The sequence below is a fragment of the Thioalkalivibrio sp. ALMg9 genome, assembly GCF_000380625.1.
GTDB classification, from domain to species: Bacteria; Pseudomonadota; Gammaproteobacteria; order Ectothiorhodospirales; family Ectothiorhodospiraceae; genus Thioalkalivibrio; species Thioalkalivibrio versutus.
This window is the reverse complement of sequence record NZ_AQYC01000004.1, coordinates 95,702-116,963: the sequence shown is the minus strand read 5'-3', so window position 1 is coordinate 116,963 and position 21,262 is coordinate 95,702. Positions and strand designations below refer to the sequence as shown.

The 21,262-nt window shown below is 64.5% G+C and carries 17 protein-coding genes and 1 pseudogene; 8 read left to right on the top strand and 10 right to left on the bottom strand.

The window, feature by feature from the left end:
* Positions 1–16 precede the first annotated feature (16 nt).
* Positions 17–457, bottom strand: a complete 441-nt coding sequence (locus F792_RS0101065; RefSeq protein ID WP_018168022.1) for a hypothetical protein — start codon at positions 455–457, stop codon at positions 17–19.
* 318 nt (positions 458–775) lie between these two features.
* Between F792_RS0101065 and F792_RS14390 the strand changes: the two are divergent.
* A pseudogene (locus F792_RS14390) lies at positions 776–967 on the top strand (type II toxin-antitoxin system RelE/ParE family toxin); the annotation flags it as partial.
* Between the two features lie 174 nt (positions 968–1,141).
* On the opposite strand, the gene F792_RS0101055 reads toward F792_RS14390, so the two are convergent.
* The 4 genes from F792_RS0101055 to F792_RS0101040 all read right to left on the bottom strand — a co-directional run bounded on the left by F792_RS0101055 (position 1,142) and on the right by F792_RS0101040 (position 8,734).
* Positions 1,142–2,335, bottom strand: coding sequence for a diguanylate cyclase domain-containing protein (locus F792_RS0101055; protein ID WP_018168021.1), 1,194 nt, complete (start codon positions 2,333–2,335; stop codon positions 1,142–1,144).
* Between the two features lie 384 nt (positions 2,336–2,719).
* On the bottom strand, positions 2,720–4,228 hold the full coding sequence (locus F792_RS0101050; protein WP_026305871.1) for an AAA family ATPase: 1,509 nt from the start codon (positions 4,226–4,228) through the stop codon (positions 2,720–2,722).
* 78 nt (positions 4,229–4,306) lie between these two features.
* A complete protein-coding gene (locus tag F792_RS0101045; RefSeq protein ID WP_156000285.1) occupies positions 4,307–4,993 on the bottom strand; it encodes a hypothetical protein in 687 nt (228 codons plus the stop codon).
* Positions 4,994–5,221: 228 nt separating this feature from the next.
* Positions 5,222–8,734 (bottom strand): DNA methyltransferase, encoded by a 3,513-nt coding sequence (locus tag F792_RS0101040; protein WP_018168018.1) that lies wholly within the window; start codon positions 8,732–8,734, stop codon positions 5,222–5,224.
* A gap of 661 nt (positions 8,735–9,395) precedes the next feature.
* Here F792_RS0101040 and F792_RS0101035 point away from each other — a divergent pair.
* On the top strand, positions 9,396–9,731 hold the full coding sequence (locus F792_RS0101035; RefSeq protein ID WP_018168017.1) for a hypothetical protein: 336 nt from the start codon (positions 9,396–9,398) through the stop codon (positions 9,729–9,731).
* Between the two features lie 365 nt (positions 9,732–10,096).
* Here the strand turns inward: F792_RS0101035 and corA are convergent, their stop codons facing one another.
* Positions 10,097–11,179, bottom strand: a complete 1,083-nt coding sequence (gene corA / locus F792_RS0101030) for a magnesium/cobalt transporter CorA (protein ID WP_018168016.1) — start codon at positions 11,177–11,179, stop codon at positions 10,097–10,099.
* Between the two features lie 141 nt (positions 11,180–11,320).
* Between corA and F792_RS0101025 the strand changes: the two genes are divergently transcribed.
* Complete coding sequence (locus tag F792_RS0101025) at positions 11,321–11,806, top strand: universal stress protein (RefSeq protein WP_018146349.1); 486 nt, start codon at positions 11,321–11,323, stop codon at positions 11,804–11,806.
* A gap of 22 nt (positions 11,807–11,828) precedes the next feature.
* Positions 11,829–12,083, top strand: coding sequence for a Smr/MutS family protein (locus F792_RS0101020; protein WP_026305869.1), 255 nt, complete (start codon positions 11,829–11,831; stop codon positions 12,081–12,083).
* Between the two features lie 575 nt (positions 12,084–12,658).
* Here F792_RS0101020 and F792_RS0101015 read toward each other — a convergent pair.
* Positions 12,659–13,612 carry a patatin-like phospholipase family protein gene (locus tag F792_RS0101015; protein WP_018168014.1) on the bottom strand — a complete coding sequence of 318 codons (954 nt, stop codon included), beginning with the start codon at positions 13,610–13,612 and terminating at the stop codon, positions 12,659–12,661.
* A 138-nt stretch (positions 13,613–13,750) separates the two neighbouring features.
* The gene (locus F792_RS0101010) at positions 13,751–14,182 is read right to left on the bottom strand and encodes a hypothetical protein (RefSeq protein ID WP_018168013.1); all 432 of its coding nucleotides are present in this window, start codon (positions 14,180–14,182) and stop codon (positions 13,751–13,753) included.
* Positions 14,183–14,297: 115 nt separating this feature from the next.
* On the opposite strand from F792_RS0101010, the gene F792_RS0101005 reads away from it, so the two are divergent.
* Positions 14,298–14,774 carry a YbhB/YbcL family Raf kinase inhibitor-like protein gene (locus F792_RS0101005; RefSeq protein ID WP_018168012.1) on the top strand — a complete coding sequence of 159 codons (477 nt, stop codon included), beginning with the start codon at positions 14,298–14,300 and terminating at the stop codon, positions 14,772–14,774.
* A 386-nt stretch (positions 14,775–15,160) separates the two neighbouring features.
* Here the strand turns inward: F792_RS0101005 and F792_RS0100995 are convergent, their stop codons facing one another.
* Entirely contained in the window at positions 15,161–16,093 is a 933-nt protein-coding gene (locus F792_RS0100995; protein WP_018146342.1) for a carbohydrate kinase family protein, read from the bottom strand.
* Positions 16,094–16,328: 235 nt separating this feature from the next.
* The gene (locus F792_RS0100990) at positions 16,329–17,660 is read right to left on the bottom strand and encodes an ethylbenzene dehydrogenase-related protein (protein WP_018168011.1); all 1,332 of its coding nucleotides are present in this window, start codon (positions 17,658–17,660) and stop codon (positions 16,329–16,331) included.
* 145 nt (positions 17,661–17,805) lie between these two features.
* Here F792_RS0100990 and F792_RS14865 point away from each other — a divergent pair, with 145 nt between their 5' ends.
* Genes F792_RS14865 through F792_RS0100975 form a run of 3 tightly spaced genes read left to right on the top strand, consistent with a single transcriptional unit; the run spans position 17,806 to position 21,107 of the window.
* Positions 17,806–17,982, top strand: a complete 177-nt coding sequence (locus F792_RS14865; RefSeq protein WP_018168010.1) for a hypothetical protein — start codon at positions 17,806–17,808, stop codon at positions 17,980–17,982.
* The gene (locus F792_RS0100980) at positions 17,979–18,728 is read left to right on the top strand and encodes an ABC transporter ATP-binding protein (RefSeq protein WP_018168009.1); all 750 of its coding nucleotides are present in this window, start codon (positions 17,979–17,981) and stop codon (positions 18,726–18,728) included. The genes F792_RS14865 and F792_RS0100980 overlap by 4 nt, the downstream gene beginning before the upstream one ends.
* Before the next feature lie 18 nt (positions 18,729–18,746).
* Complete coding sequence (locus tag F792_RS0100975) at positions 18,747–21,107, top strand: ABC transporter permease (protein WP_018168008.1); 2,361 nt, start codon at positions 18,747–18,749, stop codon at positions 21,105–21,107.
* Positions 21,108–21,262: the final 155 nt, after the last annotated feature.

Here is a 21,262-nt window from a genome sequence, read left to right as displayed (position 1 = left end):
GGAAGGGTCTTCGGCGTCATCGCGGCGTGTCCTCCAGCAGGATCTGGCCCGGGGTGGGCTCCCGGAAGAATTCGGCCCGGAATTCGCGGCGCGCGCGGATGCGCTGGTTCGTGCACTCGACCATCTGGGCTTGGGAGTCCCAGCTGTCGCAGCCGTCCGGCACCTCGTACTGCGCGATGAATGCGCGTTCGAACTCACGCTCTCTGCGTGCCTGTGCGGCTTCGCGCTGACGGAGCGCCTCTTCACGCTGACGGGCCGCCTCTTGATGTCGGTGTTGCTGTTGCAGGCGTTCCTGTTGGCTGCGCAGACCGTCGAGCGCCGGTTTGACGAGTTGCTCGGCGGCCTCGGTCTGAACGACTCCGAGCCGCTCCAGCATGTTGTTCACGGCCCGGATCTGCATGTGGTAGTGGAGCAGATAGGCAAGTGCGAGGACGAGCGCCAGGATCAGCACGACCATGAGGAGTTGTTTGGTGCTTCGGTCCAGCGCTAATTCTTCTGGGGCGGCAGGCTTGCGCCCCCGCCTACGACGGGGCGGCCCGTCGCGGTCGTAATCTCGGTCTGATAGCGCCATCCGTGCAGCTCTCTCGTTGTTGTTCTGGGTCGTTCCTCGGCGGAAACCATATCAATCTTGAGCCAATCGCGCGTGTGTGCGCCCAGGGCGGCATGAAGGGCCCATTTCGGCGGTGAAATGCCTCGACTAAGGGCCCGAAACCGCGCTTGAGAGCAGGAAAGTCTCGTCCCTACAGCGGGTTACCGTGGTCCGACCCCGTTATGAGTCCAGGCCCTGAACGACCACCCCGACATCGACAGGGTAGTGCCCGAATTTGACCAGCCGTTCCTGCGAGAGGTCGTCCATCCACCGTTCCGCATCGTGTACCGGCGTGATCCCGGTCGGGTGAGGGTTGTCCGCGTCTGGCGAAGCGAACGCCTGCTGCACCACCCTGGTGGAGCGTCGAAGAAGAACTAGGCAGCCACCAGACCTCCGCTCACGGTTCGTGGCGTTTGAGCGCACGCAAGCCCAGCCCACCGTCATTGCGAGGCCTCGCAGAGGCCGCGGCAATCGGCCGGACTGGCCCGAGACCTTGTTGGTAGCATTCGCGGTGCCGGATCGGATCGGAAAGGTGGTGTCCTCTTTCTCCGGCTACGTCCCGCGCCCCGCCTTGAGACCATACATCGCGCGGTCGGCTCGCCCCAGCAGTTCGTCTGGATCGCCGTCTCCCGGGCCGGAGGCCCAGCCCAGAGTCATCGCCAGCGTGACCTCGCCCGCAGCAAGCTGGACCGGCCGGGACACCGCCGCCTGCAGTCGCTTCCCCTCGGCTTCGGTTGAATCCTCGCCAAACAGTAGCACCGCAAACTCGTCACCCCCGACCCGGGCCACACAGGCCGGCTCGCTGAGCGCCTCCTCCAGCCGGCGGGCGACCACCCCCAGCAGTTCGTCGCCCGCCGCGTGCCCGAACCGATCATTCACCGGCTTGAACTGGTCGAGATCGATGAAGCCCACGGAGAACGCTTCGCCAGTCCGTTGGGACCAGGCGATTGCGTCCTGCAGGCGCTTATAGAAAGCCCGCCGGTTGGGTAGACCGGTCAGCGGGTCGTGGGTGGCCTCGTGTTGCAGCTGGCGTCCAGCCTCGTCGAGCTGTGACGCCTGCTCGCGCAAATCATGGTGCATGGTCACCAGGGTCCGCCGGGTGAGCAGCATCAGGGCCAATGCGAACACCACGCCGCCGCCACCGAACACCAGCATGAAGCGCTGCGTGTGCGCCCCGACTTCGCCTGCGCGATCGGCTGCCGCTTCCATCTGTGCGCGTTCATGTGCTCGCAACGCCTCGATGGAGCTGTCGAACTCCCGATCAAGATCAAACAGACGCTCGCTCAGGATCGCCATTGCCGGCTCGATCTCCTCGCGGGCCGCCAGGTCCACCACCTGGTCCTGCAGCCTCACGATCTCCGGGATCAGGGCATCCTGTTCCTCGAGTCTGGCCCGCGCCGCATCCTCGGTCACGCGCTCATTGAGGGCCGCGCGCACCTCGCCGACCCGGTTCCCCCAGCGGTGGTACGCCATCATCAGGTCATCACGCTCGAAGGGGTCGTCGGTGATGACCTGATTCACCATGGTCTGGTGGCGATTGTAGGCGGCCTCCAGCAGATCGGACGCCAGCTGGATGCGCTGTCCTCGCTCCTCCGTGATGTGATGCAGCTCGTCCAACAGGCGCTGGTTCTGCCACAGGCTGTTGCCCACAATCACGATCATGCCCGCCAGCAGGACCACGAAAGCGACCGTGATGGCGTTCAACAACCGCCCGCTGATCCGCTGCACCTTTTGCGAGAACTGCATCGACTACTCCTTCCAAGGGGCGAGCATGGGGAGCCACCCTCCCATGGGCCAAGCGCCCCGCACTGTCGCGCGGATTCCGGATAGTATCGGATCAAACCGTGATTTCTTACTCGAATATGAGGCGGAGGGCCAAAGCAACGTCTGCCCCGTCATTCCCCACCGTCATTGCGAGGCTTCGAAGAGGCCGCGGCAATCCGTCGGACCGGCCCGCGACTCTACCGATCCCCTTTGCGGTGCAGGAGTGGGATCTAATCTCAGAGCAAGAGCCCATTTATGGGCCGGAATGCGCCGTTTAAGGCCCTGGAACAGCCCTTCAGATTCCACAATCGTTTTAAAGTCAGTCCGTTACCGTGGTCCGACCCCGTCATGAGGGCGCAGACACCGTTACCGTGCATTGAACACCGGCCCAAGAAATTGATGGAGATCGGCGACCGCCGTCGCATATCTCTGTTCTACATACGCACTATATAACTTTCGCCTAATTTGTACCGTATCCATCCCTGTCATGTCCTCAACCTGCTCAACTAGATAATTGGTCCGCTTCTTGGCTTGTTCCCTGGGATTTGCACTCGTTCTCGAAAGGTACTCCTGCGTTTGAACCAATCTCCCAAAGTTCACGGCGTGCCCAGCGAAACTTGCACGGAGGTGTTCCTGCATTCGCCCACCTTCAATCATGGACGTGATTCCAAGCTCCGGAGTACAAGGCAAGTAGCTGAGATGTCTGCGAGCTCGATTGAACAGATTTACCATCTGCTGATTGCCTGAGCGACAGGCTTCGCTCAAGGACTCAGTTTTGACGTCTTCGTCCAGTACCGCATGCCGGCGTACATGAGCAGGAAATATTGGAGAGGATGCATTGAGGAATTCAAGGACCTGCACAAAACCGCCCACAGGAACGATCTTGAAAAGAGGTTGGTAGCGAACATCTAGATTCGCCACCTTAAGGTATCGTTGAACGATCTGTTCCAAGAGGATCTTGGCCTGTTTGTCTTCGACAAAGAAGACAAAATCCACATTCAACTCGTCATCAAAGGCCACGTCACCCAAGATCTGTGCGGGATATGGCTTGTGCGTAACCTGAATCTCACCACCTCGCGCCTCAGAAAGATGAATCAGCTGGGAACGCTTAGCCGACTTTATTATTGATGCAGAGTGCGTTGAAAAAACCACCGTCAAGCGTTTCTCCCGCGCGACCCTACCCAGGGCTTCTAAAAGCCTAATTTGGGCTTGTGGGTGCAGCGCCATCTCGACTTCATCGATCAGGATTAAACTGTCGTTTCGCACATTCGACAGCCTCTGCGCAAGCCTCAGTACGCAGAGCTCACCTAAGCTGAAGCTCTTCTCTGAATAGTAATGCCAAGGCGCCCGAGCATGCGCTCGGTACGGAATCAGATATGCCAGATTGCCGGTTCCCCGCCGTGTGTTAAGGTACTTCAAATCACTCCATTTACGGTCATCCAGAACTTCGCAAAGGAAATCTTTCAGGCCTTGCCCGGCATCCCGAAAACGATTGTGCCGAATCTCATCTGCGAACGGCTCAATGCGATCTGAGTTGGCTTCAAGATATTCAATTGACGGATATGGGAAGTCATCAAAGAGCATCGCATTAGATCGCGGAGTTGCTCGCCACCGCTGTCCACCGTACCGATATGTGACAGAGCGGTTGTTTATCTCGTAGGTCACCGACGCGTTCTCGTACAAATCAACCCGGTGCGCCAATGGGCTAGTCTGATAGTAGCGTTGAAAAGCGTACGAGTTCCTAATTCGGAGCAATGCGGCCAGCAGCGTTGATTTGCCTGTTCCATTTGTCCCGGTTAACACCCAAACACCCGCGGGAGGTACAGAGAACTCCAGCAGGCCTATGCTCTTGATGTTTTCGAGGCGAAGTTTCATTTTTTGGAGTAAAAATAACGTGCTAGCTCAGGGGCGCGCAGCCGGCTTGCCGGTGTAGCGTCCCTCTGGAGCAGCGGGTTAGACCTCAGTCTTGATACGGTGCAGTTCACGGCGGAACATTCCTAAGTCTTCATTTGGTACGTCAAGGACGAATGCGATCTTGTTTCCATAGCCGCCAAACGAGGTGCCGACAGCCTTTGCTTCCTCATCGTTTCTGATGAGAACGCGGTCGTGGATTTCAGTCGTTTCCCAAGTGTTCAGCGCAATGTTCTTCTTCTTGCAGTGTGCCGCGACTGCGGAGTAGATACGCCTGTTCGGTCCGGGAAGATGAAAAACCTCAATCTGTTTGGTTTGCTTTGGAATGAATTCAAGTAGCCAGGCGACATATTGCGCCTGAGTTCTGAACGCCTTGTTTGGCCCACTGAAAGAGAAGAAATATGGATCAACTATCGTCAGACGGCTTGCACCTGCGAGCCAAGTGGTGATGTGCTTTCGTTCCTCGTTAAGGCGGCCAGCCATCCCTGTAACGAGGTATGCCATCCGGTTTGCATTTTCGCCTTCTGAGAAGGCGCAGCGTCGCGCATCAAGGGACGCCAACTGCCTCTCAATTCGGCTGAGACGAGCGGAGACTTCATCACCAGATGGACGTCCCAACCACCAATACCTCAACCAAGGGCGCAGTTGCGAAAGATCGGTTTCTGGGTTTTCGACTACTTCGAGAAGTTCTCGAAGGTGACGACTTAGCAATTCGCGTTCGTTAGTCATAGGAAGGGGAAGAGGTCTAACAGTGATTGGATGGCGCGCACGGATATTGGATGAACGTGCGCGCGTGTTTAATTGGATATTGAACCGGGCGCGTGGCGTCAGAAACCGTCGTTAAATCAGGTGGATGTGTCGCCGCGTTGGTTTTTGGCAGCGTGTTATCTCGCGCGGCTGTCGATGCGGTTTGGGACCATCGCCGAGCGGTGAGCCCTTGGTGCTGCTGATCGATTGTCATGTCAGGCGCCAGTGGTCGTTGTCGGTGGTGGCGGCCTGGCCGAGGATTTGGAGGGCGGCGAGGACCTGGGTGATCGACTTCGTGGGTTTGCGTTTGAAGTGGCTGGCCAGGGCGTCTGGGGTTTGGGGGCCGATGGCGAGGAGGCGGCGGACGGCTTCGACCTGGTCGGGCATGGATTTGGGCCAGGTGGGCTTTTTGGTCGGTTCGGTCGGGGTGTCGGCGGCGGCCTCGGGTTTGGCTTCGAGTGTGGCGGTGGTCTGGGTGGCTTCGGGGGCCTGGTAGTCGGGGCGTAGCCAGCGGATGTGGCCCTGGGCTTCTTCGGCGGCGCGCTCCGCGTTGAGTGCGACCAGGCGGGTGAGGAGTTCTTCTTCGGCTTCGGCCTGGTCGGCTGGTTTGTCCGGTAGCGGGGTGGTGGCGCCGGGGCGGCCGATGAGTCTGTCGGCGAGGTCGTTCCAGCCGTAGGCGTCGAAGACGGCGCGGTCGAGGTCGTCGTGGAGTTCGCGCAGCAGGGAGACGAGGCCCTGTTCGTGGATGGTGCGTTCCTTCTCGTTCAGCGGCTCTTGGGCGCGCAGTTTTTCCAGGACGTTGTACATGCCGGTGAGGGTGAGGTCCGGGTGTTCGGCTTGGCGCGCCTTGCGGTGGGCGTCGATGCGTTCGGCGAGGTCGCCGATGGTGGCGGCCTGCTGGCCGTCGAGTTCCGGGAAGGGGAAGGTCTCGAAGCAGCGGGTCTTGTTGTAGCGAGGGTCATTTCCCATGCCCAAACGCCCGCCTGTTATTAGCGCCCAAGCAACATGAATGCGACTTGAAAGGACGCCCAAGCTCCGCGCATTGTCGATGGCAATATTAACCAGTCCACTCTCAGGCAACGTTTGGTGGTCAAGAAACACGAAGGTACGATGCTTTGCCGTTCGGACCGTAGCGATGTAGCGAGGCAGCGCTTCAACCATCCCTCGCCATTCCCTCCTCGCCTCTCCAAATAGCCACCATTTCTCACGATAACTAGCACGTTTGTTTTGCTCACGTTCAGGCTTGACGTGATCATGCACCCATTGGTAAACGGATGGATAAAGACGTTTTACGTCCTCAACATCAAGACCGAAAAGATCAATGGCCATCGTGCCGCGCGGCGATTGGGTCAAGTCCCGGCCGTTCCGAAACTCCCGAATCACGTTTTCGGTTCCTGGCACCCTCCCCAAACCGAGGTCAGATGCTTGTTGAGGGTTCACGATGAAGCCGGCGCCGTGCACTTGAACACCGGGGCTGCTCAAGCCACGATTGGCTCGGAGTGTCATAGCGCTCGCGACGTTTGCTCCGACACTTAGATCGGCATACAGCTTCCCATTCCGGTGACTTAGTGTTACGGATCGAGCTTCATCATTTTTGACTCGCTCAGCCACAACCTGGACCAAGGTTCCAAGTTGGTCACCGGGTGCCCCAACGGTCATTGCGATGCGTACGGCAGCACCATCAGCGCTGTCGACCCAAGGGTGGTCGGGGATAGCGAAGGCGAGCGACAGGGGCTTCTTGCTGTCGTTCAGGTGCGGTTCGAGTACGCGGCGGTTGAAGGTCTGACGCACACTGTTGGTGGTGATGAAGCCGAAGCGCCGGGCCTCGCCCTTGCGGACCTTCTCGGCGGCGATGTGCCACCAGTACATGACGAAGTCGGCTGAATCAGGAACATCGCCTTTAAACGTGCGCCGCAATGCATCGACGTATCCGTCACCAAGAGCGTCGCGGATTCGGAGTTTGCCGATAAACGGCGGGTTGCCGACGATGTAGTCGGCTTCGGGCCATTCGGCGCGGCGCGGATTGCTGTAGTGGTAGACGGGGGTGCGGCCGCTTTCGTCGGGGATGAGTTCGCCGGTGACGGGGCTTTTCTTGTAGCTGATGCCGTCCCAGATGGTGACCGGTTCGCCGTGCTCGTCGGTCATGGGTTCGCGGGCATCAAAGTCGATCAGCGCGTCGCGGCATTCGATGTTGTGGAAGTCGCGCAGGATGGGTTCGGGCAGGCTGAGGCGGCCGTGCAGGCGGTAGTGCCATTGCAGGTAGCCGATCCACAGCACGATTTCGGCGATGGCGGCGGCGCGTGGGTTGATCTCCAGCCCGAGGAACTGGTGCGGGTCGACGGTGAGGCCTTCGGTGTCGAAGGTGGCCTGGCCGGCGCTTAGGTCGCGGATGAGGTTGAGCACTTCGCCTTCGAGGCGCTTGAGGTGTTCCAGCGCGACGTAGAGGAAGTTGCCAGAGCCGCAGGCGGGGTCGAGCACGCGCGTCTCGCACAGCCGGTGGTGGAAGCGGTGCAGCTCGTCCAGGGCCTTGTCGGGCTTGTTCTGTTGCAGCCAGGCCTCGGCGGCGACCTGCACGGTGTTCCATTCGGCGCGCAGGGGCTCGATGAGCGTGGGCATGACCAGGCGTTCCACGTAGGCGCGCGGGGTGTAGTGGGCGCCGAGCTTGTGGCGTTCGCGCGGGTCCAGTGCGCGTTCCAGCAGGGTGCCGAAGATGGCGGGTTCGACGAAGCGCCAGTCGGCCTTGCCGGCCTGGATGAGCAGGCCGATCTGGTCGGCGTTGAGCGGGATGGGGTCGATGTTCTGGAACAGGCCGCCGTTGAAGCGCTGCACCTTGTGCATCAGCTGGCCTTCGTAGCCGCCGGTGTTCATCGTCTCCCATAGGGAGCGCATGGCGTCGGGGAAGTGTTCGGGGTTTTGCTGCAGGCGCTCCAGCAGGGCGGTGAAGCTGCCCTTGGGCAGGAGTTCGACGTCCTCGCTGAACATGGTGAACAGGCAGCGCTTGAGGAAGTGGGCGACGCGCTCCACATCAAAGCCCTGCTGTTCCAGGGATTTGGCGAGCTCGGCCAGGCGCGCACTGACCTCGCGGGTGACGCGGGCGGCATGCTTGCTGGCGTCGAGCTGGTCCGGCGTGAGCCACAGGTGGTGCAGGCGCTGCTGGATCTCGGGGTCGCGCAGGTCTTCCAGGCGGATGCGGTGGCGGCTCGGGTCCGGGTAGGGGACGTAGGTGCCGCCGGAGCGGGAGAACTCGGAGTAGAGCTCCAGGCTGCGGCCCACATCGGTGACGACGATGAACGGCGGGCGGCCTTCGTCTTCCGGCAGGGCGCGCACGTACTGGTCGGCCTGGTTCTGCGCGGCGAGCATGGCCTTGTCCCAGCCCTGGGTGTGCAGGCCCTTGCCGGTCTGCTTGGCCTCGAGCACGAAGCAGCCGCGGCGGTAGAGGTCGATGTAGCCGCGGTTCTCGCTGCCATCCGGGTTGCGGATGGTGACGCGGCGTTCGAACACGTAGGCGTTGTCGGCGGTGTCGTCGCTGGCCGGGTCGGGGTGGGGCAGCTCCAGCAGCTTGCACAGCTCGGTGAGGAAGAGCTGATAGTTGGCGCGCTCGGAGCCGCCGGTGTCACGCCAGCGGTCGATGAACGCCTCGACCTGCTCGGGGGCGGCCAGGGGCGTTGCGGTTTCATGATCAAAGAACGCGGCGTGGGCCGGGTTGCCCGGGGTGACTTCCATGTGACGAAGGTCCGTTTTCGTTTGGGGGCTACCTTACCGATCCGTGGCGGTGTTGTCGTCTGTGGCTTCGGTTGGAAGGGCGCCGCGGCCGCATTGCGGCCTCGCGATGACGGGGCTGGTGGGGTTTGGATGATGCGGGTGGGTGGTTGGCGTGGGAGATCCCGGCTCTTCGCTGCGCTGCGGCCGGGATGACGGGGTGGGGCGCCGCGGCCGGGGTTTCGGGTTTGGCGTTGGTGCCTGCCAAATGTGGGGCATCTGTCCCGTCATCGTGAGGCGCGAAGCACCGTGGCGTCCGGTGCCCTGGGCACTCGCCAAGCCTGAACCTTCCGGTCTGCGTGTCTTCCTGTGAATGCATTCTGGTTCTGGCACGAAGCTCGGGCGCGCGGTTCGCCCTGGCGGGTGCATGATCTTGTTTTCCGCGTGGGCGGTGTGGCGTTCTGACCCGGTCGCGATAACCCATGTGTCGTTTTGCATCATTCCGGAGTGGAGTGTTGCGGTGTGAGCCAGCGGAATCGATCACACTTTGTTTCGATGATGAGATCTTCGTCAGCAGGGGTCATGTTTGGCATCCCCCTTGCTCCTTCTCTGGCGCAGTCAATTGAAAGCCTGACTGGCCCGATTCGGTTGGCTGTGACTCGATTCCAACTTGAAGGAGAGAACCATGATGTCGACTTTCCAGAAAACTGCGATCGCGATGGTGCTGGGGTCCATGTTTGCGCTGGGCGGCCTTGGCGCGGCGCACGCCCAGGCGGGCGGCGACGCCGGCGCAGATACCGGTGCCCCGGAGGCCGGTGCCGGTGCTGAAGGAGGCGCTGGCGCTCCCGAAGGCGCTGCCGGTGGCGGCGCGGGTGCTCCGGAAGGGGGTGCTGGTGGCGCCGGTGGCGGCGGCACCATGGGCGGCGGTGGTGCCGAAGGTGGTGCGGCCGGCGGCTCCATGGGTGACCACGACGAAGAAGACGACGACGATGACGATGACGAAGGGGCCCCTGACTGGTAACAAGCCCCAGTCCCCTCAACAAGCCGGGCTCCCCGCCCGGCTTTTTTGATTGTCTCCCATCGCCCCGGTGCTTCCTCCCTATAGCCCGGCCGGGCGAGGCCTCAAACCCGTTATCGCGGTCCGACCCTGCCGTTGTTCCCGGTCGGTCGTTGGCTTTGTTGCTCCGGAAGCTGCTCTTTGTCCCAGTGTCGTCATCCCGGAAACCGCGAAGCGGTAATCCGGGATCTCGGGCGTCGGGGAGGGTCTTGGCGGTGGAGATCCCGGCTCGTCGTGGCGCTGCGGCCGGGATGACGAGGTGGGGCGCAGCGGGCGGGATCATCGCGGGTTTTATATGCAGGAGCCTGCAGTGAGGGGGAGATGGCTGGTTACAGCCAGCCGCGGCGGCGGAAGAGGTAGAGCATGACGGCGACGACGGCGAGCATGATGCCGAGCAGGATGGGGTAGCCGTAGTAGGTGGTGAGCTCGGGCATGGACCAGGGGCTGTCGGGGTGCTCGAAGTTCATGCCGTAGATGCCGACGATGAAGGTGAGCGGGATGAAGATGGTGGCGATGATGGTGAGCACGCGCATGACGTCGTTGGAGCGCTGGTTGATGGCGGACATGTAGGCCTCGATCAGGGTGGCCGCCATCTCGCGGTAGGACTCCAGCAGATCCATGATCTGGATGGTGTGGTCGTAGGCGTCGCGCAGGTACGGGAACAGCTCCGGGGTAAAGGGTTCGAGGTCGTCGCGCATGAGGCGGGCGATCACGTCACGCGTGGGCCAGAGCTGGCGACGCAGGACGAGGAGCTCGCGGCGCAGGATATGGATCTCGTTGAGGGTGTGGCGGTCGGGCTGGTCGAGGACGGTCTCTTCCAGTGTCTCCAGGCGTTCGCTGATGTGTTCCAGCACCGGGAAGGCCTGGTCGATCACGCTGTCCATCAGGGCGTAGGCGAGGTACGCGGCGCCTAGCCGGTTGAAGTTGCGGTTGGCGTTGCGCATCCGTTCGCGGACCGGCCCGAAGGGATCGGCCGCGCCGCTATGGACGCTGATGACGAGGTGGGTGCCCACCACGAACAGGTTGAGCTGGTCGAGTTCGATGTTGCCGTTGTGATGGCGCGGCTGACGCAGGATGGCGACCATTTGTGTGTCGAAGAAGTCCACCTTGGGGCGCTGGCCCTGGTGGCGCACGTCTTCCAGCGCCAGCGGGTGCAGGTCGAAGGCCTCGCCCAGGTCGTGCAATTGGCGCGGACTGGGGGCCCCCTGCAGGTGCAGCCAGACGAATCCGCCGTCGAGGGTCGGCACGCCTTCGCGCAGGGTGCGCTGCGGGTCGAGTTCGACGAGCTGTTCGCGATGGTAGTGCCAGGCGGAGACGGTGGCGTCGGCGGCGTGCGGGTGTTCGGTGGCGTGGGCGCCGTGGCCGGGGGCGGCGCCGGGCTTGAGATAGGTCTTTTCGAACAGGCGGGTCATCGCGGTTCCTGTGCCGATTTTCTGCCCAGTATAGGGTGCTGAAAAGTGCTGCGCGCGGGGGGCAACTCTGGCAGTCTGGGCGGCGACTGAACGGCCGCGGAGGCGGCTGGGTCCCACGGGGTGAGGAACAAGGAGCGCGGTATGGAACTGAAGACCATGTTGGTGCCGGTGGATGGTTCCGCCAACGCCTGGCGGGCGGTGGAAGTGGCCGCGGATCTGGCGTCCAAGTATCACGCCCGGGTGGTGCTGGTCAGCGTGCTGCTGCAGGGCGAGGTGCCGCCGCATATCCGCCAGCTCTCGGACCTGCCGGACCCGAACGATCCGCCGCTGGCAGCGGGCGGTGCGGCCGTGGGCGCCGCGGTGCCGCCGAAGGTGCTGCGGGATATCGCGAAGAAGCTGATCGAACAGGCCCACGGATACTTCACCGATCTGGGCGTGACCGACATCGAGCACCATGTGGAAGACGGCTCTCCGGCCAAGGTGATCCTGCAACAGGCGGAGTATCACGACGTGGACATGGTGGTGATGGGCTCGCGCGGCCTTGGGGGTCTGCAGGGGCTGCTCTCCGGGAGTGTCTCGCACAAGGTGCAGCAGCTGGCGCGCTGTATCGTGGTGACGGTGAACTGAGCCTCTACTCGCGGGGTTCGCGATGTCGCGGTTGTCGATCGATCTGCACGAGTGCTTTCGCAATGGCCGCCGGATCGACGCCGAGTTGAACGGCGCGATCGAGGCGGCCTGCGACAAGCGCATCAAGACGGTGGAGATCATCCACGGCAAGGGCAGCGGGCAGCTGAAGAAGCGCGTGATGCGCTTTCTGCAGCAGCCGGAGGTCAAGGCGCGCTATCACCGCCTGGAGAAGGATTCGAAGAACCACGGGCGGCTGTTCGTGCACTTCAAGCATTGATCCGAGGCCTCCTACAGTTCGGGGTGCTGTCGGCGCGTGCCTGCATCCGACTTTGGCAGGGGCTTCGCGTGCAAGCACGCTCCCACAGTGATGGTCCCACCGGGGGGCAACTAAGGCTTCTGGCGGCCCGGAAGAAGCTGTCATCCCGGAAACCGCAAAGCGGTTATCCGGGATCTCGGGCGTTGGGGCGTGGGCTGGCGTTGGAGATCCCGGCTCTCCGCTGCGCTGCGGCCGGGATGACGGGGTGTGGCGCGGCGGCCGGGATGACCTGGTGGGGGCGATGGCCGGGAGGATATGGGCTGGGGTTCTGTAGGAGCGTGCTTGCACGCGAAGCCCCTGCCCGCGTCCGACTCTGGCAGGGGCATTCGCGTGCAAGCACGCTCCTACAGTGATGTTCCCACCGGGGGGCAACTAAGGCTTCTGGCGGTCCGGAAGGGGCTGTCATCCCGGAAACCGCGAAGCGGTTATCCGGGATCTCGGGCGTAGGGGCGTGGGCTGGCGTTGGAGATCCCGGCTCTTCGCTGCGCTACGGCCGGGATGACGGGGTGTGTGGCTGGCGCGGACGTGAGGATGGATCAGCGTCTCCCTAGTTTGCGGTCGGCGAGTTCGTAGCCGAGGTCGATCATCTCGGCGGCGCGGTGGAAGTCGAATATGCCGCAGGCGTTGACCGGGACTTCGATCAGGTGCTCGGGGTTGTAGGCGGCGATGCGAAAGCGCGCGATCGTGCCCTGCATGGCCTCGATGGAGTGGGAGACGATGTCGATCATGCCCAGCGCGTGGGCTTCCTGCTCACGGCTCAGGCCGGGGTCGGTCTCGCCCAGGCCCAGCTTGTCCTGCCAGTCCAGCAGCCAGCTGCCGACGCGATCCGGCAGGGCATCTGTCAGGCGGTGGTTGAGGAACCCGCTGTCGGGTTCTTCCCGGTCCGGGTCGGGCGCCTTGGGGCGCTCGGGACGGATCAGCTCTTCGCCGACGCGGCCGTTCAGGCTGACGGCCAGGGTGATGTCGGTGTCGTCGGTCAGGGTCGGGGCGATCGGGACCGGGTTCAGCAGGCCGCCGTCCACCAGCAGCCGGCCCTTGAGGCGCACCGGGGTGAACACGGTGGGGATGGCGATGGAGGCGCGGATGGCGTCGAACAGCGAGCCGGAGTTCAGCCAGACCTCGCGCTCGCGCTCGATGTCCGTGGCCACGGCGGTGAACGAGATCGGCAGATCCTCGATGTCCATGTCGCCGAGCATGTCGCGCAGCTTCTCGATCAGGCGGTCACCACGGATCAGCCCGGCACCGCGGAAGGAGAAGTCCAGCAGTCGCCAGACGTCCTGACGGCGCAGGGACTTTACCCAGTCCTCGTAGGCATCCAGCTGGCCGGCGGCGTAGATGCCGCCGACGACCGCGCCCATGGAGGCACCGGCAATGGAGCGGATGTGGTAGTCGGAGTGTTCCTCCAGCCAGCGGATCACGCCGATCTGTGCCAGACCGCGGGCGCCGCCGCTGCCGAGGACCAGGGAGATGGACTGGGGCTTTCGCGTCATGGTGGTCGGTGTGCCTGGGTGGAGTGTTTGCGGAGGGCCCGCCTTCTTGCGTCACAGCCTTCGCTGCGAGCGCCGCCGCCCGCGACGAGCCTGCTTAACCCAACGTTGGGGGTGTGGTGCGCTTTTTCCAGTGGCGGGTCATACGCGGTCCGGGTCGAGCAGGTGGTCGTGCAGGGCCTGGGCGGACTCGCCGGCGGGTTCTTCCACCCGCAGCTGCCAGACGGCGGCGGGGTGATCCGGCGACCATTCGCTGAAGACTACGAGGCCGGCGTACGGGCCGTGCCCGCGGATGGTGCCCAGCGTCAGGCGGCCGTCCGGGTCGCCGTACAAGTGCACTTCGAACTCGGGGGCGGGTGGCGGCAGCTTCCAGTAACCGTCGCGACCGGTCTCGCGGAAGGCGGCGTCGGAAGGCTCGGCGTCGTCGCCGAAGTGGCGGCGCAGCAGCGGCACCGACAGTCGGTGCGGCAGCCCCAGGACGGTCTCGATGCCCGTGCGGCCATGGTCAACCGCCTGGGCGGCGGACGCCAGCGGATCCCGCCGGCCCAGCCATTTCTTCAGTAGCTTGCGCATGCGCGGATCATCCGTGTGCCGTCCGCGGTCTGCAAGCGCCGGCCTTCACGTGCTGGCTTGGAGACCGGCGGTCGGCGGCGTTACCGTGCGGGTAGGTAATGCAAAGGAGTACGTCATGGGTTTTGCACTGTCCGAGATGCAGCTGTCGAGTTCCGCCTTTGGCCCTGGCCAGCCGATCCCCAAACGCCACAGCGGCGAGGGTGAGGACACCTCCCCGGCATTGCGGTGGCGGGACGTGCCGCAGGGCGCCGGGTCCCTGGCGGTGATCTGCCATGACCCGGATGCGCCGTTGATCCAGCCGGGCACCTACGGCTTCGTGCACTGGGTGCTGTACAACCTGCCGCCGGATCTGGATGGCCTCCCCGAGGCGACCGATCTGGGCGCGACCGGCCAGACGGACTTCGGCCGCACCGGCTACGGCGGGCCGATGCCGCCCGAGGGCCATGGAAAGCACCACTACTTCTTCTGGTTGCTGGCGCTGGACGCCGACCTGCAGCTCCCGCCCGGGTTGACCCTGTGGCAGTTCCTGGAGCATGCCGAGCCCCACGTGATCGGCATGAACCGCCTGGTGGGCACCTACCAGCGCGACTGAGGCCTTGTAGGAATGCCTTGTGGGAGCCGGCTTGCCGGCGAAGCCCCTGCCAGAGTCGGGCGCGGGCAGGGGCATTCGCGTGCAAGCACGCTCCCACAGTGATGCCCCCATCGGCGGGGGCCAAGGCTGGCGGCGGTCTGGAAGAGGGCGTCATCCCGGAAACCGCGAAGCGGTTATCCGGGATCTCGGGCGTTTGGGGGTTGGGCTGGCGTTGGAGATCCCGGCTCTTCGCTTCGCTACGGCCGGGATGACGGGGGGGGTGCGGTTGGTGCGGGCAGGGGGTGGCGGCGTTGTTGGCGCCATCTATCCACAAAAAAGGCCCGGGCCGAGCGAACTCGGTCCGGGCCTTTTGCGTTCCCGGGCGGGTGCCCGGGGCGGCGGGGTGCTTAGTAGCGGTAGCCGAAGGCCTTTTCGAACTTGTCGGCGAACTCTTCGGCGGTGAAGTGGTGGTTCTGGGTGCCGGAGTGCGCGATCTTGATCGAGCCGATCAGCGAGGCGATACGGCCGGTGGTCTCCCAATCAAAACCCTTTTCCAGGCCGAACAGGATGCCGGCGCGGTAGGAGTCGCCACAGCCGGTCGGATCCTTGATCGCGGCCGGTTCGACCGACGGGATGGTGATCTTCTTGCCGCCGGTGTAGATGTCGGAGCCCTCGCCACCGCGGGTGACGATCATGGCGTCGACCATTTCGGCCAGCTGTTCCAGGCTCAGGCCGGTACGGTCGGCGGTCAGCTGCGCCTCGTAGTCGTTGAACGCGGCGTAGGTGGCGTTCTCCATGAAGCGCTTCAGGTCGTCGCCGTCGAACATCGGCAGGCCCTGGCCCGGGTCGAACATGAACGGGATGCCGGCGTCGGCGAACTGCTGGGCGTGCTCGATCATGCCGTCACGGCCGTCCGGGGAGACGATGCCGACCTTGATGCCGTCGGCGTCGGTGACCTTCTGCTGGTGCGAGAAGCCCATCGCGCCCGGGTGGAAGGCGGTGATCTGGTTGTCGTCCTGGTCGGTGGTGATGAAGGCCTGACCGGTGTAGGTGTCCTTCAGCTCCTTGACGAACGTGCGCGAGATGGCGTGCTTGTCCATCCAGTCGGCGTACGGGGTGAAGTCGCCGCCCACGGTGGCCATGATCGTCGGGTCCGCGCCCAGCAGCTTCATGTTGTAGGCGATGTTGCCGGCGCAGCCGCCGAACTCGCGGCGCATGTCCGGGACCAGGAAGGACACATTCAGCATGTGCACCTTGTCCGGGAGGATGTGGTTCTTGAAGCGATCGGGGAACACCATGATGGTGTCGTAGGCCATGGACCCACAGATCAGTGCGGACATTGTTGCTCCTTAGCGTTGGCTGAAATCGTTGTCGTGCGCGCCTTTGAAGGCGGCACAGGACGTCCCGTGGCGCGCGCTGGAAGCCCGAATGGCGCGCCGGTCACGGGTCGTGCGATGTGCATAGGGTAAGTATTTGGGCGCAAAACAACAAATCAGGGGGGCTGCACGACGCCCGTCGAGTGCGTCCGCAGCCCCCTGAAGACGTGCCCGGACGGAGGTTCCGGGGCGGTCCGGCTCAGTCGTCCTGTTCGAGCAGGTGGCGTTCCATGTCGACGATGAAGTCTGGCAGGGTGTCGAGGTCGTGCTCGTCGCGGACGCCGAGCTCGCCTTCCAGCACCAGCGCCTGTCCGGGGTGCTTCTCGCTGTGGAGGAACTGATTGGTGATCTGGCCGGGATAGAATACCTCGATCTCGGTCCACTCCGGTTCCGCGTCGTCGAGGTTGCCGTCCACCCGGCGGGCCACGATGTCCGCGTCCTCGTTCTCCAGACCCAGGGTCTGCGGCAGCGAGACCAGATGCCAGCGGGCGCCCGCAGCACTGTGGACGGCGAAGGCCACGTTGTAGGTGCCGCCGTGTTCCAGCGTCTTGCTGTCGCGTTCGTTCGGGGCTTCCAGCGAACGCGTCAGGGCGATGCGCCAGGCACCGTCCTCGTAAGCGCCCGAGGCGCTGATGGCCCCGCGGCTGCCGCTCGGCTCCTGCAGGAAGCGTTGCGGGATGACGTCACCCTCTTCCCAGTCGTGGTCGGGGTCGAACGGGACCGCATTGTCTTCGGAGATGTAGTAGTGGTCATCCTGATCGTACTGGCGATCCAGCAGGGCCTCCCAGTCGAGGGAGCGTGAGCCGGTCTGCTCGGGGTCGAACATCCAGGCGGGCTGGTCCTGCTCGTCGTCCCAGTTGTCGGTGAACATGCTGTCCCCCTCGGAGGACAGCCGGTAGTGCAGCACGTAGTTGTTGTCGGCGTAGCCCATGGGGTGGCTGCGATGCGAGCGCCACTGCCACAGATCGATAAAGCCCCCGGCTTTCTGCAGCTCCTCCAGGGCCCCGTCGTCCTTGATCTGGTCCCAGGACTTTTCCGTGGGGTCTTCGGTCGTGCGGGTCTGGGGCAGGTACTTGCGCACGTCGCTGCGGCCCAGTTCCTCACCCAGCTTGGGATGCTCGGTCACGGCCTCGGAGTCCACCTCGGAGGTCAGGCTGCGCATGCCCTCGTGGGCAGTCATCCAGCCGCCCAGGCGATCGAAGCCGTCGACCGCGCCGTCATCCAGCATCATGGAGATGCGGTCTTCGTACAGGCCATGTTCGTCAGGGCCGGGGCCGCCGGAACCGTAGCGGACCCAGTCGCCATCCTCGTAGCGCCAGACCTGGTGATACCAGCTGGGATCGTCGGTCTCGTACTTGTAATGGATACGGAACTCTTCGTCGTTGTACACCGCGCCGACGCTCAGTACGGCGCTCCCGTCCTCCTCGGAGGGGATATACACGTTGCGATCGGTATCGACCATGCGGGGTTCTGCCAGGCCGAGCCCCGGGACTGTTCCGGCGATCGCGATCACGAGCAGTGAACGTTCCATGGTAAATCCTTTCGTTCTGGGTGGGAATTCAATGTGACACCCACTAGTTCTGGCAGTTCCGCCGGGGCCTTTTCCCCTTCGGCCAGAGTCCCCGGGGCTGGCCTGTGGCAGCATGGGGTCATTCCCGTGAGCGAGGGCGTGACTGATGAATCCGCGCGTACTGATCCCGATCCTGATCATCCTGCTGTTGTTGCTGAGCCTGTGGTCCATGAGCCTGGACGGCGACGGGGGCATCCTGCCCGGCGCGCCCGATACGGGTGCGGCACCGGCGGCCGAGCGCCTGGCCGATGGATCAGGATCGGTTGCGCCCCGGGCGGCATGAATACAGCCACGGCGCCCGCTCCGGATGCGCCGCACGCCGGGCGCGACGTGATCTTCCGCGCCGCCGGGGTGACCAAGGTCTACCGCATGGGCGAGGTGACGATCCACGCCCTGCGCGGCGTGGACCTGGAGCTCTATACCGGCGAGCTGGTGGTGATGCTGGGGGCCTCGGGCTCCGGCAAGTCGACGCTGCTGAACATCATGGGCGGGCTGGATACCGCGTCCGAGGGCGAGGTGCGCTACCGCGACCAGGACCTGGCACAGGCCTCCGAGCGCACGCTGACGGCCTTTCGCCGTGACCATGTCGGCTTCGTGTTCCAGTTCTACAACCTGATCTCCAGCCTGACCGCGCGCGAGAACGTGGCGATTGTCACCGAGATCTCGCGCGACCCGATGCCGCCGGAGGAGGCGCTGGCGCTGGTGGGGCTGGAGGACCGCATGGACCACTTCCCCTCGCAGCTCTCCGGCGGCGAGCAGCAGCGGGTGGCCATCGCCCGCGCGATCGCCAAGCAGCCAGCGGTGCTGTTGTGCGACGAGCCGACCGGCGCGCTGGACTCGAAGACCGGCATCCGCGTACTGGAGGTGCTGCAGCACATCAACGAGCGTCTGGATACGACGGTGGCGATCATTACCCACAATGCGGTGATCGGCGAGATGGCCGATCGCGTGATCCACCTGAGCGACGGCCGCGTGAGCGAGATTCACGAGAATGCCAGCCGACAGTCTCCTTCCTCGTTGCACTGGTAGCGGCGCCGGTCCCGTCTCGTGCGCGCCCTGAACCGCAAGATCCTGCGCGATCTCGGCCACCTGAAGGGGCAGGCGGCGGCGATCGCGCTGGTGATTGCCAGCGGGGTGATGACGCTGGTGATCGCGGTGACCAGTCTCGACGCCCTGACCATCACCAAGGAGCGTTTCTACTCGGAATACCAGTTCGCCGACGTGTTCGCGGAGATCACGCGCGCGCCGGAGAGCGCGGTGGAACGCTTCCGCGACGCGCCGGGCATCAACCAGATCGAGACCCGGGTGCAGGCCCCGGTGCGTCTGGAGGTCGCCGGCTTCGACGACCCGATCCGGGGCACCATGCTCTCCCTGCCGGACGGGGGCGAGCCGCTGCTGAACCGGCTCTACCTGCGCGAGGGCCGGCTGCCCGAGCCCGGGCGCGAGCGCGAGGTGGTGGTCAGCGAGGCCTTCGCCGAGGCGCACGGACTGGGCAGCGGGGATGCCCTGCGCGCGATCATCGACGGGCGCCTGACCGACCTGCAGATCAGCGGCATCGCGCTGTCGCCGGAGTTCGTCTACCAGATCAGCCCCACCGACCTGCTGCCGGATTACGAGCGCTACGGCATCCTGTGGATGAACCGCCGCGCGCTGGCGGCCGCCTACGGGATGGAGGGGGCGTTCAATTCCGTCGCCGTGAGTCTGCAAGCGGGCGCCGACCCGGAGCCCGTGATCGAGGCCATGGACCGCGCGCTGGCCCGCTACGGCGGCCTGGGCGCCTACGGGCGCGAGGACCAGTTCTCGCACCGCTTCCTGTCCGAGGAGCTGACCCAGCTGCGCGCCCAGGCGGCGATCCTGCCGACCATCTTCCTGGCGGTGGCGGCGTTTCTGCTGAACGTCGTGGTCGGACGCATCATCCGCTCGCAGCGCGAGCCGATCGCGGTGCTCAAGGCCTTTGGTTACGGCAATGGTGCGATTGCCGCGCACTACGCCCTGCTGACCGCCGGCATCGTGCTGGTGGGCTGTGCGCTGGGGCTCGCGTTCGGGGCCTGGGCCGCGCAGGGCCTGGCCGGGATCTACGCCGAGTACTTCCGCTTCCCGGCGATGAGCTTTCGCCTGCAGCCCTGGGTGATGGTGCTGGCGGTAGCCGTGGCGATGGGCGCGGCCATGCTCGGCACCTTCCGCGCGGTGTGGCAGGCGGTGCGCATGGCCCCGGCCGAGGCCATGCGCCCACCGGCACCGGAACGTTTTCACCGCGGCTGGATGGAGCGCACGGCGGCGTGGCGTGGGCTGGATCAGCCGACCCGCATCATCCTGCGCAACCTCGCGCGCCACCGGCTCAAGTCCGTGCTGTCGGTGATCGGCATCGGTCTGTCCGGTGGACTGCTGCTGATGGGCGCCTACCAGCTGAACGCGGTGGACCAGATGCTGGATACCCAGTACGGGCAGGTGCTGCAGATGGACATCGATCTGCAGTTCACCGATCCGGTGCCGGCGCGCGTGGCCGGGGAGCTGCGCCACGAGCCGGGCGTGCTGGCGGTGGAGACCTTCCGCGCGGTGCCGGTGCGCCTGGTCGGGGTGAACCGCGAAGAGCGCGTGCGCCTGCTGGGTCTGGACGCGGAACCGCGCCTGCGTCAGCTGCCGATGGCCGGCGGGCGCGGTCGCCTGCCGGACGAAGGCATCCTGCTGACCGACTACCTGGCGGAGCAGCTGGGGCTGCGCGTCGGCGATCCGGTAGAGCTGGAGATCCTGGAGGGGCGCCGGCGCACGGTCTCGGTGCCGCTGGCCGGGGTGGTGGAGGAGCCGATCGGCGTTGGCGCCTACATGTACCGCCCGGCCCTGAATCGCCTGATCGGCGAGGGGCCGGCCGTCTCCGGGGCCTGGCTGCTGACCGACCGTGCACAGGAGGAGGCGCTGTTCCGCAGTCTGTCCGATCGGCCGCGCGTCGCCAGTGTCGGTCTGATCGCGGAAGCCGAGCGCAACATCCGCGAATACATCGGCGAGACCATCATCGTGTTCGCGCTGGTGTTCGTGGCGCTGGCGGTGTCCATCGCCTTCGCCGTGACCTACAACAACGCGCGCATCACCTATGCCGAACGCGCCCGTGACCTGGCGACGCTGGAGGTGCTCGGCTACTCGCGCGGCCAGGTGAGCTGGATCCTGTTGGGCGAGATCGCCGTGCTGACGCTGGCGGCGATCCCGGTCGCCTGGCTCACCGGTACGGGTTTCGCCTGGCTGCTGAACCAGGCCTTCGCGATGGACCTGCTGCGCGTGCCGTTCGTGATCACGCCGCAGGCCTACGGCTTCGCCGCGCTCGGCATCCTGGTCGCGGCCAGCCTGACCGCGTTCCTCGCCTGGCGCCGCCTGCAGCACCTTGACCGCGTGCAGGCCCTGAAGGCCGCGGAATGACATTCCGGAGGACCGCCCAACATTCGAGCAGGCCGGCCGTCATTGCGAGGAGCCGAAGGCGACGCGGCAATCTCCATCCGGAACCACCACAGCCGGATCTTGAACGCATTCCCAGCTTTCGGAGATTACTCGCTGCGCTCGCCTTTCAGGTCGGC